Origin of the sequence: Bacillus sp. GbtcB14 (assembly GCF_019091205.1) — a bacterium.
GTDB classification, from domain to species: Bacteria; Bacillota; Bacilli; order Bacillales; family Bacillaceae_G; genus Bacillus_A; species Bacillus_A cereus_AG.
In genome coordinates this window covers 149,639-167,492 of record NZ_JAGXJT010000003.1, presented here as the reverse complement: position 1 = coordinate 167,492, position 17,854 = coordinate 149,639, and the positions used below count along the sequence as shown (strand labels likewise).

The window sequence follows — 17,854 nt, the reverse complement described above, 5'->3', positions numbered from 1 at the left end:
GTCTAATAATTGCGTAATTTGTATATAGCCTCGTATAAAACATACAATTCCGTTGAAAAATATAGCAATTAAAGTCGGTTTATCCATACTTTTCATCTATTTACCATTACAATGAAATGGTGTATTCTTAAGTTTGATATAAAAAATTAAATATAGAAATTCATTCTCCTTCCTATTAATATAGAGGTGCTGAAATAAAGGAATGAAGAAATGGAGGAACATATGGTTACTAAGTTAAAACAGACGGATAACTACTTCCCGCATTTCCTACTGCTATTCATTGTGTTTCAACCAATTTTAGATTTATTAACGTCTTTTTCAATCTATGTATTACACATGAGCGCAACAGTCGGAATCGTAGTCCGCTTCGCCTTTATGCTTCTTGCATTAGGTTATCTACTTCTTCATCATAAACAACAAGGTGCAAAAAAGTATATTCTCTACTTATGTCTCTTTGGCATCGTACTCGCAATCGGCCTTGTGAATAATTTAATGGTCAAATCTCCAGTTTCATTTGGAGAAGAAGTGAAATTTATTTTGAAAAGTGTATATCCAATTGTACTACTGTTTGGATATATTATCGCACTAAAAGAATTAAAAAATAACGAATATGCGTTTCATAAAATCATTACGTATTTCTTATATGCAACGTTAATTTTAAGTATTTCAATCATTGCGGCTATGGCAACTGGTACAGATTTCCCAAGCTATCCGAACTCAAAGATTGGTTCAAGAGGATGGTTCTTTGCTGGAAATGATTTAAGTTCCATTTTCGCAATTATGTTCCCAATTGTTGTCTTATACTCGGTTCATAAAACAACTTCTTTCTCAAAAGTGTATTACTGGATTCCAACTGTACTTGCGATGTATGCAAGCATTATGATTGGAACGAAAGTAGGCTATGGTGCCATCGTTATTACACTTGGTATCGCCCTTTTCTTCTTATTCATTGAATACATGGTACATCGTAAAAAAGAAGGAAAAGGATTCACATATCTTGTAAACACAGTTGTTGCTGCTGTCGTATTAGGAGGGTTACTCGTACTTACACCGCAAACTCCTATCGCAAAAAACATGAGCATCCACTTACAAATATATGAATACAAAAAATCAGTACAAGACGAAAAAGACCGAAAAGAAGGAAAAGTAGTTACAGATGAAGAACATAAGCAAGGCGAACTAACAGACTCTGAAATGAAAAGTTTAATTTACAGTGATCGCGACAAATTTTTAAAAGTATACAAACAATACTATAAAGAAGCACCACTATCTCAAAAACTATTTGGAATGGGATACGCCGGTAACTATACAACGAAAATGAAATTGGTCGAAATGGACTTCCACGACCTATTCTTCGCATTTGGTATTGTCGGCTTCCTTATGTACTTACTGCCACTTCTTTATTTCGGTATAAAAATATTCATTCGCATCATCACAAACTTCAAGAAACTATTTAGCGTAAAACATATGCTATTAGCTAGTACACTCGTCCTATCACTCGGAATCGGCTTTATGTCCGGGCACGTATTAACAGCGCCTGCCGTAAGTATATTCTTTACTGTCATACTTGCTTACATGGTTGTTGATTTGGAAATTGAATAACAAAAAGAAGGTGCTCCAAAGAGTCAGTTACACTGGCTTTTGGAGCACCTTTTTATCCTTATAAATAGAAAAAATAAAAAGCGTTCAAAAGTAGCTATTCAGCTACCTTTGAAACGCTTTTTTTATCATTATATATTACTTAATGATGTTTTTAACAGTAATGCTTTCGAAAGCAGCTAGTGGGTTACCTTTTTCATCAGTAACTTTAACGCCGTCTTTATTAGGTTTTACTGTAAGTGTTTTAGCAAGTTCTTTGCTGTCTAATGCACGATCAAACGTGTATTTAACTGTAGAACCTTCTACTTTAGGTTCCCCTACAGTAATTTTTGTTTCTAGCTCAGCAACATTTTTTCCATCAAGAAGAACGATGAAGTCTGCAGCGTCAACATTCGTAACAGCTTCGCTGAAAGTAATCTCTAAATCTTTACCATTTTTAAGCTCAGCTTTTTCTACTGTTGGAGCTACGTTTTCAGTAAGTTCAACGTATAGATTAGCATTTTCACCAGCTTTTGCTTCTACAGATTTCGTGCTATCTTTAACACCGTTTACAGATACAGCATATTTACCAGTAGCTTCTACTGAATTAGCTTTTAATGTAAGTTTTACTGTAGCTTCTTTAGCTTCATTTTTAGTTAATACAGCTTTTTCTACTTTTGCACCTTCGATTGCATAGTTTGCTGCATTTGTAGCTGAAGCGCCGTCAACTTGACCAGCAAATGTAATGATTACTTCATTTTTTGTAGTCTCAGGAGCTACGCTGTAAGTAAGTTCTTTAACTTCATCTTTAACTGTACCTACATCAAAAGTAAGTGATTTTGCTTTTGTTGCATTAGCAGAAGCATCTGTAGTAAATCCTGCACCTAAATCAACTGTCCATTTTCCAGTTGCTAATTTTGATAAATCAATTTTAACAACTTTTTTGTTTTTGCTATCTACTGCAGCTGTAACATCAAAGTTAGGCGTTGTAGTTACATAATCCTTAATTACAGTACCTGCTTCTGGAAGTTTTGTAGTATCTAATTTTACATCTTCATTGTAAGTTAATACAAGAACTTGTTTTTTATCTTCAGTTACAACTTCATGCTTAACTAGTTCTGGAGCTACTTTATCTTCTTTAAGAGTAACAATTACTTGTTTTTCATAATTTTTTTCTAATTTAGCACCGTTGCTATCAGCAGTACCAGCATTAACTACGAAATCATTAATACCATCAACTAAGTTAGCTGTTACGTAAGCAACTTTGCTGTTGTCTTTATCCATTTCAACTTTCTCTACTTTTTTACCGTTTACAGTGATACCCTTATCTGTCTCACCTTTTGCCTCTAATGCTGTTGCTGTAAAGTCTTTAGAGAATGTTACTTTTAATTGGTTGTTAGAAACAGCTTCTACACCTGTTACTTTTGGTGCAGTTTTATCGATCGCTTGTTTTTTCATTTTTACTTTTGCTGGGTTTGGAGAAATTAAGTTACCAGCAAAGTCAGTAGCACCAACGATTGTTACTACAACTTCAGTGTTTTCTTTAACGTCAGCTAGATTAATAAGTACAAAATCTTGACCTTCTTTAAATTTGTTATCTTCGTCAGTAAATACAGCAGCACCTTGCGTACCAGTTACATTACCAACTGTTTTAATTGGCTCAGAGAATAAAACTTTAGCAGTGTTTGCATTTACATATTCTACACCTTTAACTTCTGGGCGAGCTGTATCTGTATAAGTAAGAGTTTGTGAATGTCTAGCAGTTTTCACTTTAGCATCTGCTTTCGTTGCAACAGGTTCTACAACTAACACAGCATCTTTAGCACCGTTTAATTCAGCGAAAGTTACCACAACTGTTTTGTTGTCGCTAGAAACTTTAACGTCTGTAGCGGCTTTATTGTTTAAAATGAACAATTCTGGTTTAACTTCATCTTTGTTAAGTTCAGTACCGAATTTAACTTCTACTTGTTTAGCATTGATTGGAGTTGCAGAAACAACTTTTGCTTCTGGTTGTTTGTTGTAGTTCATTGCATTGTAAATGAACTGAGCAGCTTCCTCACGAGATACAACTTTGTTTGGTTGGAATGTGCCATCACCGTAACCAGAGATAAGACCTAGGCTTGCAAGAGTCTCGATTGAAGATTTTGCAGTTGCCCAAGATAAACCATCGATGTCATTGAAAGTTTTCTTGTTGTTTTCATCAGCTTTGAAGCCGTATGCGTTAACAAGAATTTGTGCCATTTGTGCACGAGTTAACTGATCTTTTGGTCCGAATTTATTGTCGCCAATACCAGCCATGATTTTGTTAGTTTCAGCAGCTGAAACGTATTTAGCATACCATTCATTTACATCTACATCTGTAAATGAAGTTTTTGTTGAATTAGGTGTAATGTCTTTCGCTTTTACCATGAAAGTAGCTACTTGAGCACGAGTTACATCTTGACCTAAACCAAATATACCGTTCTCCATACCTGAGATGATTCCTTTTGCAGCCATTTCATTGATTGCTTTTGAATACCACTGACCACTTGGAACGTCCTTAAATACGTTTTCTTGTGCAGATGCAGCAACTGGAGCTACTACTCCCGCTACCATTGCAGCTGTCATTGTACCAGCCATTAATTTGTTAAAAGACTTATTTTTTGCCATTGATTTATTTCCTCCTTGAGAAATATAATACTAGCTTTAGAAATATGTATTTGAAAAACTAGTGATTTACTAAATTCATATATTAATCTACAAACACTTTTTGAAGAATAGTAGTTTATTAGCCATAATAAATACTATCTTTTTCCAAAAAGTTAAACCATGTATATAATACGTCATAATTCTTTTTTTTAAAAGAATTTCTTATCGCATAATTCGACAAATTCAAATTCTTTGTCGAATTATATATTTATCAACTTTTCTAATATGTAAACGTATATACATCGCTTATATTTAATATACAAATAGAATTATAGCACACAATATAAATGAAATGATAATTTACACTTTTTAAAATTATCGACACTCTTCGACAATAATGCGCTTTATTTTTGTTATTTTGTCGAATTATTTGTTATTTTTTTGAATAAAGTGGGATTGTTTTCATTTTAATGTAATAAAATAACATTCATTTATTTTATTCGACAAACAAAAAGACTGATCATCTAGGTGATCAGTCTTTTTGTTTTTTTCTTTATTAGTGTTTTACGTACTCTACATTTTCTTTTGCAACATACGCTTCATTTACAGCAGGATCATCAGAAATGATTTTAACCCATGCTTGTCCATTTATCGTTTCTTCGCCTGTAATCGTAACAACTTTATTTGCCGCTAAGTTATACAGTCGTTCATTCGACGTACGAGGATCTTTTTTCGCTTCCACCTTATTCGTTACACGAGCAAGCTTATATTTGTTGTACTCTTTTTTACCTAAGTAAGAATCAAAACGGAACATATGCCCTGCTACTTTTTTACCCCAGTTTGCATCAGATGCATATTTCATATTTAAACCGCCAGCTTTATCACCTGTATATGTTGCCGTATAGCGCCAATGTCCTGGATTTAAATATCCTTCACTCATGTATACTTTTGCAGCATCTTCAATACAATCCTCTTTGGAATTGAATGTTTTACCGTTACCAAATGGATTATTATCCGTTGCATTTAAGCCAAATAAGTTATTTTTATCTCTTGCAAGATCGCTTGTTCCATATAAACTTTCATGAACTGCTAATGAATATAAGAATAATGCATTTACATTATACTTACTTTCTACTTCTTTAAATTTCTTTCCTAAACCGATTAGTGGCGAATCTGGTCTAACTGACTTTACATAACTATCTAATTGTTCTGCCGTGTACTCTGTTTTAGAACGTAATGATACGTAATTAAAATATTGATAGAACGTTTCATTTCCGAATGTTTTTCCATCTACACTATACATTGATTGTCCTTGCTTCATGAACGAAGGGGCTGCACCAAATCTATATTCTGTATATCCAGGTGAGCTTGTATTATACGTGAAATATCTGTGATATAAATATCCATCTGGTTTTACGTAATAAGATGACTTCTTCATTTCATTTTCAGGAATTAAAGTGACTTCATTTTTCTTCACATAACCTGTTAAATCAGAGAGTTGTACTTTCACACGATCTTCTCCAACTTCTAACACTTTAAATTCCGTTCCATACTGAATATATGTATATACTGTTTTTAAATTATCACCATAAACATTAATTGTATCTCCAGAAATTTGCTTCGCCGCTGCAAAGCCATCTTTAATCCATACATATTCATTTTCATACTTCACTGCATTGATGCCTTTATTTTGTGCAGCTGTAACAGCTTCTTTATATGTAGTGTAACGCTCTACTACTTTCCCTGCATCATTTAACAACACATAATTCTTTGTTTCTACAGGCGTTTCTCCACCACCAATTTTATCAAGCATTAAGTTCAGCATCGCCGAAGCCATACCTCTTGTCGCTGATAAATGCGGTCTAAACGTATTATCTTCTGGATAACCTTTAATAATCCCTGTAGCTACCATAACTTGTACATGTTCTTTATAGTTAATACGATTCGTATCAGCAAATGTAAGCGGACTTACAGTTACGTTAACCTTTTTATAATCTAGCGCCTGTTTTACCATTACGGCCATTTCTTCACGTGTAATCACATCATTTGGTGCAAAAGCCTCAGGACTACGCCCTTTAATAATTCCCGCTCCGAATGCTCTACTTACACCGTCATATAAGCCGTATGTTTTTGGCACATCATTAAAATTCGAATCTGCTTGTGGAAGTTGCAGGGCTTTCGCTACTAATGTAGCAAACTCTGCTCTCGTTATCTCTTTGTCAGGTAAATATACATCATTTCCATATCCTGACATGATCCCTTTATTAATAAGAGTACGCATATGCTGCTCAAATAGATGACCTGTAATATCATCACTCGCTGCATAACTTGAAATAGGAGTTAAAAGCAATGACCCCGTTAATGCAACTGCTGTAATACCTTTTGAAAATTTCTTCACGGTTATGTAATCCTCCTCATAATCTACGAATTTATCATTCCAACACCGATTATATACTAATTATATAAACATGATAAACAAAAATTAACATACATCCTTTTTAAAATAAGTATTTTATTATATTAAAATATTATATATCCTACTAATCTTCCTATGTACTCCATTCCTTTTACAACCGTGAAATCCTTTATGATATAATGACGTAGTTATTTCTGTTTATATAGAAATAACTACAAAGATATTACATACTACGGAGGATCATTATGCCTAGATTATATGCATTTGCATTTAAATCACTGCAAATATTAACATTGTTATTTTTTGTAATGACTCTTATATACTCATTGCAATTTTTAATAACTGAACCGAAGTACAATCATCCCTATTTCCTTATAGTGGCACTTATTGTCGTTCTAATCGGTATCATATTCATGTCTATCATCGTGAATCGTTTTTTCACTCAAACACAATTTATCATCTTTATTTGTCTACTAGCGTTCACACTTCGTCTTGCATGGGTGTTAACAATTCAAACAAATGTCATACAAGATTTCGAACAAATGTATAACGGAGCCGTTGATGCAGCAAATAACAATTTCTCATTTGCGAACAAAGCATATTTTACTACTTGGGTATATCAATTAGGCTTTACAATGTACCAAGCTGGTGTCATCAAATTGTTTGGCGAAGGTGTACTAGCGATTAAATTATTAAACATACTGTACTGCACTGGCATTACGTACTTTATATATCGCATAGCTACGCATCTATTTAACGAATTTAGCGGCAGAGTTGCCGCACTTATTTTTGCAATGTACATTCCTAATATTATGATGACTTCGGTTCTAACAAATCAGCATCTCGCAACATTTCTATTCTACGGTGGTTTTTATCTTCTCGTAAAAAAAGGAATCTCGCATTCATATGCGTGGATATTTGTTAGTATTCTTATTGCATTTGGCGATATTATGAGACCGATTGGTATTGTTATTTTACTAGCTCTCATTCTTTTCTTGCTGATCACTCATATAATTGGTGATCAACCACTGAATAAAAAAATGGTTGTATCAAAGCTAATTGGCATGATTGGCATGTATTATATCGTGCATTTCATCTTTAGCTATACATTAATTGCTACAGGGGTTACACAATATCCATTATCTAGTCGAGACCCTTATTGGAAATTTGTAGTCGGATTCAATCCTGAAACAACAGGTGGATTTTCTTTTCCTGACCATAAACTTGTTTTTCAATATCCGATTGGCGAGGAACGTTTCGAAATTGAAAAACAGCTCATTAAAGAAAGAACTGCCGATAAAGGACAACTATTATTGTTATTCAAAGATAAATTTAAAGTTATGTGGGGAGATTATGACGCAGCCATTTATTGGGGATTAGAAGGACATCCAAGACCCGAATTATCAAAATTACTGTGGACGTTAGAAAAATTATGTTACGTAAGCATTTGCATATTCGCTTGCATAGCTTCCATCAAAACGATAAAAGAACAACGAAATAAAACGTTATTGTTCTTCTCATTATTAATTTTAGGTTACGCGGGCGTGCACTTCTTCATTGAAATTCAATCGCGCTATCGCTACTTTATCATCCCAACATTTATGATTATACAAGGGTACGGTGTCTATCTTATTACACAATATATAAAAGAAAGATTCAGGGCGTAAAGAAATACACTAACAAAAAAACACTCTACTTTTTCTGTAGAGTGTTTTTTTCTATATGATAAATAATTTTCTGCGCCGCTTGTTCTCCTTGCAGTTGTAGCTCATCTACCCTTCTTTGCAGGGATTGCTGTATCTCTTCATGTTGCGTCACTTGCTTTTTCGCAATTTTATATAAATCGTCTGCACTCCAGTCTCCATCCACACTTCCTATAACAGGCTGATTCACTTGTCTTAAAAATGAATCGATTTTTGGATCGTATGAAATTCCAACCATCGGTGTTTTCGCGACAGCCGAAAAAATAAGAGCGTGAAGACGCATACCAATTAAAAGGGTACACTCTGATAAAATAGATATTTTCTCATCAATATCCATTTTATATGGAAGCATATACGTCTCTTCTCCCATTAAATCCACTACATCACGCGAAGCATTTTGATCAAACGGACCATGCATCGGGACGAATAAAATTTGGTACCCTTCTTGCTTTAATTTTTTCAAAGCAATCGCTAACTTTTTTATATAATCTTCTTTTGCATTCCAGTGACGCACACTCACTGCAATTATTTTCCCATGCAGAGAATGTTTTTGTAGCCAATCTGATTGTTTTTTTCGTTTCCATGTTAAAACTGGATCTGGAACAAGTTCAATATCCCTTTTCATGCCAAGTTCTTTTAAGTATAAAAATGAATCCTCATCGCGAACTGATATATATGCAGCTTTCGACAAATGCCATTTAACTAATAGTCGATTATGCCTTTTTGTAATCGGACCTATTCCTTGTGAATAAATGTAATATGGTTTTTTTAACATACGAGCAAACCACATAATACCCGTATAATATAAAATACTTTTTACACTCGTTTTATCTTGGAGGAGACTCCCTCCGCCACTAATAAGCCCGTCACTTTTTTTTATTGCATCATAAACCGATTTGATGCTCCAACGATCCACCGCTTCTACTCCGTACATTTTCCTTGTATAGTCAGGGTCATTTGACAGCACAACGAGTTCAATATTCGGATTCTCTTTATGTAACGATTCAATAATCGATTGTAGAATAGCCTCGTCTCCAACGTTATAAAAACCATAATATCCTGATAAAACTAACCGCACTCTTAATCTCCTCCAACATTTGGTAACCAATCATTTCATCCATCATTGGCACCAACTCCTTACCTAAAAAAGCATCTTCACAATAAGCCCGTCCGAATTCCAATCCTTACAATTCATATCTCTATATTTATCTTTTCAAAAATGGTATTTGTTTTGTTGATATCCAGTTTAATTTCAAAGCACATACCGCATACAAAATTATTGCAATAGCAAGTGCTATACCACTATATAATAACGCAATAATTCTTGAAGATGTAACATCTATCATAGTAGATAGTTCATATAATCCTAATCCTAAAATACAAGATACACCTATTACAATAAAAAATCTCCCTATATGAATAGAATAGGAAAGATATTTTCGAATGTACAGATGATTTACGATACAGATTAACACATATATAATCAATGTACTATAAGCCGCTCCATCTATGCCAAACTTTTTTGTTAATACTATGTTTAAGAAACATTTCACAAAACTTGCGCCAATAACAATCCAAGCAGCTTGGGCAGAGCGATTAATTCCTTGTAAAACTCCTATTGATAATACCATAACCGATGTAAAATACGAACTACCAATCATAACAGCTAACATACTGCTTCCTTTCGCATCTGTAAACAATCCCACATTTAACGGAACCGTTAATGCAATTAACCATATCGTTAACGGGGCTGTTAGCACATGCATAATTGAATTCGTATTTTGAACTGTCGTTTTTGCTAAATTCATATCTTTTTTTGCTAGCGCAGACGTTAATAATGGTATTAATGGAAATACAATTGCGCTTGCGAAAACAACGATTAATTGTGTAAACGCAGAACCGCGGCTATATATACCAAATTGCGCTTGAATTTCGGCTGACGATCCTTGCAGCACGTGCGGCACTGTTAGCGAATCCACCAAATTTAAAAGTGGCATGGATAAAGCTCCAATAGCAATTGGAATAGATACTTGCAATATTTTCTTTCCATCTTTTTTCAAATCTTGCAGTGAATACGAGTTGCTCTTATATCGGTATGAACTTTTATTGTACGTCATACGTAAATATATAAGCGAACTTATTACCCCAAGAAAAGATCCTACCATTGCCCCACTAGTAATAACAGCACTACTTTCATTCCAATGTACTAATATATAAGCGATGATTAACATAAAAAATACTCGTACAAATTGCTCAATGACTTGTGAAATCCCCGTCGGTTTCATATCACCGAATCCTTGAAAATAACCACGATAAACCGCCATATATGGTGCAACGAGTAACGCGGATGACGTAACCAGTAAGGGCACCCTCGTTTCTTGTCCACCAAGCATACTTGCCATTTCAGTAGAAAATAATATAATCACCAAACATCCAAATGCACCAAAAGCCATTCCTATAATCGATGCAGATTTAAATAATTTTGCAATTTCTGTTTCTTTATTTTTTTCTTTTAACTCTGCAATCAGTTTTGAAATTGCTAGCGGAACACCAGCTACTGACAATGTGAGAGCAATCATATATACAGGAAACACGAGGCGGAAAATACCAAGCACTTCATCTCCTGCAATATTTTGTAACGGAATTTGAAAAAAACTACCAAGCAATTTCGACAAAAAAGTTGTAATTGTTAAAATTGCTGCACCTTTTACAAACTTCTTATTCATGTACCTTCTCTTTTCTTTTTTACATATATTCTTAAATGTATTGTTACGAATTATAGAGACCATATTTTATCTCATTAAATTATCATACCAAATTTCTTATATATTGAATACTTTCTTTTTTACAACAAAACGAAAGTATACTTACTCACAAAACGATTTCACTCAAACTTCCTACCACTTTCCATTTCTACTTTTTTCTAGTATAACTATACTATAATGTATCTATTGTCAGTAAGAGGAGTGTTACAAGAATGCTGAATTCGGTCAAGAAGTTGTTGGGAGATTCACAAAAAAGAAAGATTAAAAATTATGAACAACTTGTGAATGATATTAATCAATTAGAATCTGTAATGGAAACATTATCAGATGATGAATTACGCCAAAAAACTGCTACTTTTCAACATATGTTGCAAAATGGAAAAACAGTTGACGATATAAAAATAGAGGCATTTGCTGTCGTTCGAGAGGCTGCAAAACGAGTTCTTGGTCTTCGTCATTACGATGTACAGTTAATCGGCGGCCTTGTATTACTAGAAGGAAACATCGCTGAAATGCCTACAGGGGAAGGAAAAACTCTCGTTTCCTCTTTACCTACGTACGTACGTGCTCTTGAGAAAAAAGGCGTTCACGTTATTACAGTAAATGATTATTTAGCGAAACGTGATAAAGAATTAATTGGACAAGTCCATGAATTTCTCGGCTTAACAGTTGGATTAAATACGGGAAAAATGGCATCTATTGATAAAAAACAAGCTTATGAAGCTGATATTACATACGGAATTGGGACTGAGTTTGGTTTCGACTATCTTCGCGATAATATGGCATCATCTAAGGCAGAACAAGTGCAGCGCCCATATCACTTTGCTATTATTGATGAGATTGATAGCGTTTTAATTGACGAAGCGAAAACACCTCTTATCATTGCCGGAAAGAAATCAAGTAGTTCTGATTTTCACCATTTATGCGCAAAGGTAATGAAAACCTTCCAAGATACAGAGCATTATATTTTTGATGCAGAAACAAAAACATGTAGTTTCACAGAAGATGGCATTACAAAGATTGAAGACTTATTTGATATTGATAATTTGTATGATTTAGAACATCAAACTTTATATCATTATATGATTCAAGCATTACGTGCAAATGTTGCTTTCCAACTTGATGTAGACTATATTGTCGAGGATGAGAAAATCATGCTCGTTGATATTTTCACGGGACGTATTATGGATGGTCGTTCTTTAAGCGATGGATTACACCAAGCGCTTGAAGCGAAAGAAGGCTTACAGATTACAGATGAGAATCAAACACAAGCATCTATTACAATTCAAAACTTCTTCCGTATGTATCCGTCATTATCTGGTATGACTGGTACAGCAAAAACAGAAGAAAAAGAATTTAACCGCGTTTACAATATGGAAGTTATTTCAATCCCAACGAATCGCCCTATCATTCGCGAGGATAAACAAGACGTTATCTACGTTACTGCTGATGAAAAATATAAAGCGGTCCGTGAAGAAGTACTACATATACATAAAAAACAGCGCCCTATTTTAATTGGTACGATGTCCATCCTTCAATCTGAAACAGTTGCACGTTATTTAGATGAAGCAAAATTATCTTATCAACTATTAAATGCAAAAAGCGCCGAGCAAGAAGCTGATTTAATTGCCCTAGCCGGGAAAAAAGGGCAAATTACTATTGCTACAAATATGGCCGGACGCGGGACTGATATTCTATTAGAAAAAGGTATTCATGAACTTGGTGGTTTACATGTAATAGGAACAGAAAGACATGAATCTCGCCGCGTTGATAATCAATTAAAAGGTAGAGCGGGTCGACAAGGTGATCCTGGAAGTTCCCAATTCTTCCTTTCATTAGAAGATGAGATGATTCAACGTTTCGCAGGTGAAAAGGTAGATAAATTAAAAAAATCACTTAAAGTTGATCAAAATGGTCTCATTCTAACTCAAAAAATTCACGATTTCGTAAACCGTACACAATTAATTTGTGAAGGCGGTCATTATGGAATACGAGAATTCAACTTGAAATTAGATGATGTGACTAACGATCAACGAAATGTCATCTATAAACTTCGTAATAACCTTTTAAACGCAGAAACAAATATGATAGAGACTATCATCCCAATGATTGAACATGCGGTAAATGCAGTGGCACAAAGATATTTAATAGAAGGTATGCTTCCAGAAGAATGGGATTATGCGAGTTTAACAGAAGAGATAGAAGCCTTATTATCAGACGAGGAAATCCCTTCATTATCAGCAAATAATGTCCACTCTATCGAGGATTTACATATCTTATTAAAGGATAGTATTTCAAATTATGTAGAGCGTATTAAAAATTTAGAAAATAATACGGGTGCACAACATGCATTACGTCAATTAGGTCTACACTTCCTTGATTCAAATTGGACAAATCACTTAAGTGCAATGCAACATTTAAAAGAAGGTATTGGACTAAGACAATATCAACAAGAAGATCCAATACGCCTTTATCAAAAAGAAGCTCTTGAAATTTTCTTACAAACGTATAGTCATTTCGAGAAAGAAATGGTTTTATATCTTGCACGATACTTAAAAGTTCCACAAAATGTATAATGAGGTGAATTGCATGTTATCATTTTTAAAAAGAGGAAAGAAAAAAGGAAAAGATACTGTCGTTTCTAGTTCTCAATTATTAGGTGGAGAAGAAACTCCACTGAAAAGTACAAACGTAAAACCTACGCTTTACTTCCACCCTTCATGGGGTGAGGTTGCGCAAGAACAAAAATATATTTATCAATTTTTACATAAGTCATTACCTAGCTTACAAGAAAATCAAATTTCATTGGCTGGTATCGAGGCTGAACGACGTGATCACACGTATTATATTACAACATTCATTCGAAATAGTGTCACGCAACCTATTTCGTTCGAAACAATTACTTTGTTGCTATTAAATAAAGACGATGAGATTTGCGCACGTAAAACATTTGATCTATCAAACTTAGAAAATATTCCTTCAAATGTGAATATGCCATGGACATTTACCTTTGAAGAATCTACAATGACAGATGCTAAATTGTCTGCTGAAGATTGGCAATTAGCATTTGAATTTGATAAAGAACATACTTTAGATTTAGATCCTGCTTGGGCAGCACAACTAGCAGATTCTGCGAAAGATAAATTAAAAGAAATTGTTGCAGGCCTAACACCGCCTAAAGAAAATGAACTTAATTTCTTAGGATTACAAGCTCGTATAGCAGAAAATAACGGTTTACATACAACAATCTTATTACGTAATGGTCACAACCGAAATATTACAATAGAACAGCTTCCTCTTCACATCTCAGATGCGACTGGAAACGTCATTGCAACAGGTAGCTTCAATCTGAAGAACTTTGAAATAAAAGCAAATTCAACAAAACCGTGGACATTTACTTTCCCTACAACTGTAGTAGCCCAACAAGATATTGATTTATCAACATGGACTGCATTTGTTCCAAAATAAATCAAAATAAAAACAAGTCGTATTTTCTTCCTATACGACTTGTTTTTTATGTAAAATGTTATGTATTTCAACTACAAACGTTCAATATGATACGCTGCTTCCAACTTACAAAAATCATCTATATTTTTTACTTCGTGATCTTTTAAAATTTTTAATTGCTCTTCAGTCGGCTCTTCATTAATAAGCTCGTTAATTTTTTCATTCACCTTCACTGCTAACGCTTGATGGAAATCTGGATGTTCTTTCAACTTGTCATCAACTTTATTAATCCAAGTTGATTTTGTATATAAATATTGTTTCCACTGTTCAACAAATTGTTGTATGTCAAACTTTTCTTCGTTCCATTCAATTTCCTGCATATACTTCTCAAAAGAAGCAACGATTGAACGTGTAATCCCGACTTTTACTCCATGTGGTAACTGTTTGTACATCAAATATTCCCTCCAGCTTAAAGCGATTTCTTTTCAGCGTAAAGAAATCTTAAAATTCTTACACTTATCACGATAGCATACTGCTAATCTAAAAGGTTACTATACTGCTAAGTGTAGCAATTGTCAACAGACGTATAACATCCAGATATTCAAATTAAATGCATGCATATGCGAATAATCAGGAACCCTCACATTTTATCACGTGAGGGTTCTTATCTCTAACTTGTTTTTACCTTTAAGAATTGTAATTGTTCCCTCTGCTCATCACTTGCCATCGTCACGATTATTTGTTCAATACTCGGATGCAATTGTTCAAGTGTCACACTCGCACCTACTTTATCCGACTGCTCAACAAAGTTTAACAATGCCATAGCTCCTGATACATCTATATAGCGCACATCTTTCATACATAAAACAACTGGAGACTTTACGTCTTGTAAAGCATAAAAAATGCGGTCCACTGTTAGGAAAGAAAGTGGGCCTTTAATTTTATACGTCGCTTCCTTTTCTTCTACAATAGAAGCTTTACGTTCTTTACATTTCACCATGTATATAATGAACGAAAGAATAATACCGAACGCAACAGCAATCATTAAATCAAACTTCACTGTGACAACCATCGTTACGAGCATAACAATGACATCACCTTTTGGTGCTACATGCATTTTCTTCATGCTTTCCCAATCAAACATGCCGATACCAGTTAAAATTAAAATACCTGATAATACAGCAAGTGGAATGTACTGTACGACCGATCCAAGTCCCATAATGAAAATAAATAATATAACACTATGCATACATGCTGAAAGCGCCGTTTTACCACCGCTTCTTATATTAACGATAGACCTTACAGTCGCTCCTGCCCCTGCTAATCCGCCAAACAATCCGCTCACCATATTACCGATACCTTGTCCGACCAGTTCTTTATTACTTTTATGACGTGTCCCCGTCACATTATCCATTACGACCGATGTTAACAACGAGTCAATCGATCCTAATAAAGCAATACTAAGCGCTGGTAAAATAAGTTCTGCGATGCCTGTTCCACTTAAAGATGGAATATGAAGCGTCGGCATCGCTTCTGGAATCGTCCCAATCTTTTCAATCACCTTATTTAATGATAGGTTGCCGATAATTGGTAACTTCACTGTAAGCCCTTCTAACGCAGAAGAAAATAAAGGAAGCAAAGCAGTCACACCGACTAATGCAACTAAACTAGATGGAATAGCCTTAATCCATTTTCCAGAAACAATCATTACAATAATCGTTAATACTACGAGTAGAAAACTATTTTGCACATGCTTTATTTCACCTAAAATAATAATTAATGCGATTCCGTTCATAAATCCTGAAACGACAGGATACGGAATATATCGCACGTAAGAGCCAAGCTTACATACACCGAATAAAATTTGAAATAGCCCCGCCATCATAAAGGCTATAAAACTCGCCTCTAACCCGTGCGTCGCAATAACCCCTGTTGCAATAACCGTAATCGGTCCAGTTGGCCCCGTAACCTGACCCGGTGTACCACCAAATAACGCCGCAAATAAACCTGCAAAAATCGCACCATACAATCCGACTAGTGCTCCCTCAGACGTTCCCGTTGCAGCAATACCAAATGCAATGGCAAGTGGCAACGCAACAATCGCAACAGTAAAACCAGCTAAACATTCCTTTGCTATTTTTTGAAACATATAAATAACCACCTTCATATTAAGTCCACGTTCCATTGTACACCTAAAAGAATATATTCGTTAGTCCACTTTTTACAGTATCGTGACGTAAACGCATTCAATTGCAAGTGCCTACCGCATCTTTGGAAACTATTATAACTATGCTATAATAGATAAATTAAATCTTTTATTATATATTTGGAGGCACTATGCTAACTTTTGAAGAAAAATTATCGATTATTGAATCTTTCCCTGAATTAGAAAGAAAAAACGTATCATTAAAACGCGTGAACTTTCACTTTGAAGAAAGTCGTTTAGATAAAAAGAACGTTGTTTATCACTTACATCCAAATGGAAACGGCTTTGTATATGCAAACTTCATTAAAGGTTATAAAACAGATGATAAAGGCATGATTAACATCCGTGAGTTTTCAGAAGAAGAACTGCGTTCATTAATTGAAAAAGTAATTGAACGTCTATCACAGGAGCCAGAAGAAATTGTTACACCAATGGAACCTGCTGCAGAAGAAGAATGGAAGAACGAAGATGGCCACATCCTAACTCTTATTCAAGAGGATGATATGTGGAACGTGTACGCTGGTGTAAACTTAGACGGTACATTCAACTCTTATCCAGAAGCTGCGGAATACCTTGATGAAGAAGGTTTTTCACGTAAATAATACAAAAAGCGGAGACTTATCGTCTCCGCTTTTTTCTATACATCTGTTCCCAAACTAAAAACATAAGAAATGAATGCTCTCACATTCATTAATTTTTTTGGCGTCTAAACATCATCGCTCCCAAAATTAATGCGAACATACCTGCAAGGATAGAAATAGATTCAGTTGCTGTTCCACCTGTTTGAGGAAGTAATTTTGATTGCTTATTACTTTCTTTACTAGATGGTACTTCATGTTTACTTTGTACATCTTGTTTGTTTTCTACTTCTACTTTACCTTGAGCCTCTGGTTTGTTTGAAACTTTTAGTTGCTCTTTTACTTCTGGCTTGTTCAGCTCTTCTGTTACTTTCAGTTCTTCCGGCTTTTCTTCTTTTAACGCTTCTGTTGTTTCCTCTTTATTTTGTTCTTCTTCTGGTGCTACATGAATTTCCGGTTTCTCCGTAACTTCTGGCTTTTCTAGCTCTTTCGGCTCTTCTGTTACTTTCGGTTCTTCCGGCTTTTCTTCTTTT

General features: G+C 34.6%; 12 protein-coding genes. 5 read left to right on the top strand and 7 right to left on the bottom strand.

From position 1 onward, the window contains the following. The first annotated feature begins 222 nt into the window (after window positions 1-222). Window positions 223-1,602: an O-antigen ligase family protein gene (locus tag KVT31_RS09800; RefSeq protein ID WP_088095324.1), complete on the top strand. Its 1,380-nt coding sequence runs from the start codon at window positions 223-225 to the stop codon at window positions 1,600-1,602. Between the two features lie 135 nt (window positions 1,603-1,737). Here KVT31_RS09800 and KVT31_RS09795 read toward each other — a convergent pair whose 3' ends face one another. Next, window positions 1,738-4,227 carry an S-layer homology domain-containing protein gene (locus KVT31_RS09795; protein ID WP_088095323.1) on the bottom strand — a complete coding sequence of 830 codons (2,490 nt, stop codon included), beginning with the start codon at window positions 4,225-4,227 and terminating at the stop codon, window positions 1,738-1,740. 535 nt (window positions 4,228-4,762) lie between these two features. Beyond that, the gene (locus KVT31_RS09790; protein WP_088095322.1) at window positions 4,763-6,604 is read right to left on the bottom strand and encodes an S-layer homology domain-containing protein; all 1,842 of its coding nucleotides are present in this window, start codon (window positions 6,602-6,604) and stop codon (window positions 4,763-4,765) included. A gap of 263 nt (window positions 6,605-6,867) precedes the next feature. Between KVT31_RS09790 and KVT31_RS09785 the strand changes: the two genes are divergently transcribed. Then, a complete protein-coding gene (locus KVT31_RS09785; protein ID WP_140392365.1) occupies window positions 6,868-8,289 on the top strand; it encodes a glycosyltransferase family 39 protein in 1,422 nt (473 codons plus the stop codon). Window positions 8,290-8,314: 25 nt separating this feature from the next. Here the strand turns inward: KVT31_RS09785 and csaB are convergent, their stop codons facing one another. Further along, window positions 8,315-9,403 carry a polysaccharide pyruvyl transferase CsaB gene (csaB, locus tag KVT31_RS09780; protein ID WP_088095321.1) on the bottom strand — a complete coding sequence of 363 codons (1,089 nt, stop codon included), beginning with the start codon at window positions 9,401-9,403 and terminating at the stop codon, window positions 8,315-8,317. A gap of 127 nt (window positions 9,404-9,530) precedes the next feature. Continuing rightward, window positions 9,531-11,051, bottom strand: coding sequence for a putative polysaccharide biosynthesis protein (locus tag KVT31_RS09775; RefSeq protein WP_088095320.1), 1,521 nt, complete (start codon window positions 11,049-11,051; stop codon window positions 9,531-9,533). Between the two features lie 251 nt (window positions 11,052-11,302). Here KVT31_RS09775 and secA2 point away from each other — a divergent pair, with 251 nt between their 5' ends. Then, a complete protein-coding gene (secA2, locus tag KVT31_RS09770) occupies window positions 11,303-13,666 on the top strand; it encodes an accessory Sec system translocase SecA2 (RefSeq protein WP_088095319.1) in 2,364 nt (787 codons plus the stop codon). Between the two features lie 13 nt (window positions 13,667-13,679). After that, window positions 13,680-14,558: an accessory Sec system S-layer assembly protein gene (locus KVT31_RS09765; RefSeq protein ID WP_088095318.1), complete on the top strand. Its 879-nt coding sequence runs from the start codon at window positions 13,680-13,682 to the stop codon at window positions 14,556-14,558. Window positions 14,559-14,629: 71 nt separating this feature from the next. Here KVT31_RS09765 and KVT31_RS09760 read toward each other — a convergent pair whose 3' ends face one another. Both KVT31_RS09760 and KVT31_RS09755 read right to left on the bottom strand, forming a co-directional pair. Next, window positions 14,630-14,989: a hypothetical protein gene (locus KVT31_RS09760; protein ID WP_140392364.1), complete on the bottom strand. Its 360-nt coding sequence runs from the start codon at window positions 14,987-14,989 to the stop codon at window positions 14,630-14,632. A 218-nt stretch (window positions 14,990-15,207) separates the two neighbouring features. Further along, on the bottom strand, window positions 15,208-16,686 hold the full coding sequence (locus KVT31_RS09755; RefSeq protein ID WP_088095316.1) for a SulP family inorganic anion transporter: 1,479 nt from the start codon (window positions 16,684-16,686) through the stop codon (window positions 15,208-15,210). Window positions 16,687-16,874: 188 nt separating this feature from the next. Here KVT31_RS09755 and KVT31_RS09750 point away from each other — a divergent pair, with 188 nt between their 5' ends. Beyond that, entirely contained in the window at window positions 16,875-17,345 is a 471-nt protein-coding gene (locus KVT31_RS09750) for a hypothetical protein (protein WP_000955002.1), read from the top strand. A gap of 88 nt (window positions 17,346-17,433) precedes the next feature. Here KVT31_RS09750 and KVT31_RS09745 read toward each other — a convergent pair. Then, window positions 17,434-17,854 (bottom strand): LPXTG cell wall anchor domain-containing protein (locus tag KVT31_RS09745; protein WP_254637171.1); only part of this gene is annotated, 421 nt, incomplete at its 5' end.

Coding starts and splice junctions, on each gene's coding strand:
- KVT31_RS09800 (WP_088095324.1), top strand. CDS start 223: ATGGTTACTAAGTTAAAACAGACGGATAACTACTTCCCGCATTTCCTA.
- KVT31_RS09795 (WP_088095323.1), bottom strand. CDS start 4,227: ATGGCAAAAAATAAGTCTTTTAACAAATTAATGGCTGGTACAATGACA.
- KVT31_RS09785 (WP_140392365.1), top strand. CDS start 6,868: ATGCCTAGATTATATGCATTTGCATTTAAATCACTGCAAATATTAACA.
- KVT31_RS09775 (WP_088095320.1), bottom strand. CDS start 11,051: ATGAATAAGAAGTTTGTAAAAGGTGCAGCAATTTTAACAATTACAACT.
- secA2 (WP_088095319.1), top strand. CDS start 11,303: ATGCTGAATTCGGTCAAGAAGTTGTTGGGAGATTCACAAAAAAGAAAG.
- KVT31_RS09765 (WP_088095318.1), top strand. CDS start 13,680: ATGTTATCATTTTTAAAAAGAGGAAAGAAAAAAGGAAAAGATACTGTC.
- KVT31_RS09760 (WP_140392364.1), bottom strand. CDS start 14,989: ATGTACAAACAGTTACCACATGGAGTAAAAGTCGGGATTACACGTTCA.
- KVT31_RS09755 (WP_088095316.1), bottom strand. CDS start 16,686: ATGTTTCAAAAAATAGCAAAGGAATGTTTAGCTGGTTTTACTGTTGCG.
- KVT31_RS09750 (WP_000955002.1), top strand. CDS start 16,875: ATGCTAACTTTTGAAGAAAAATTATCGATTATTGAATCTTTCCCTGAA.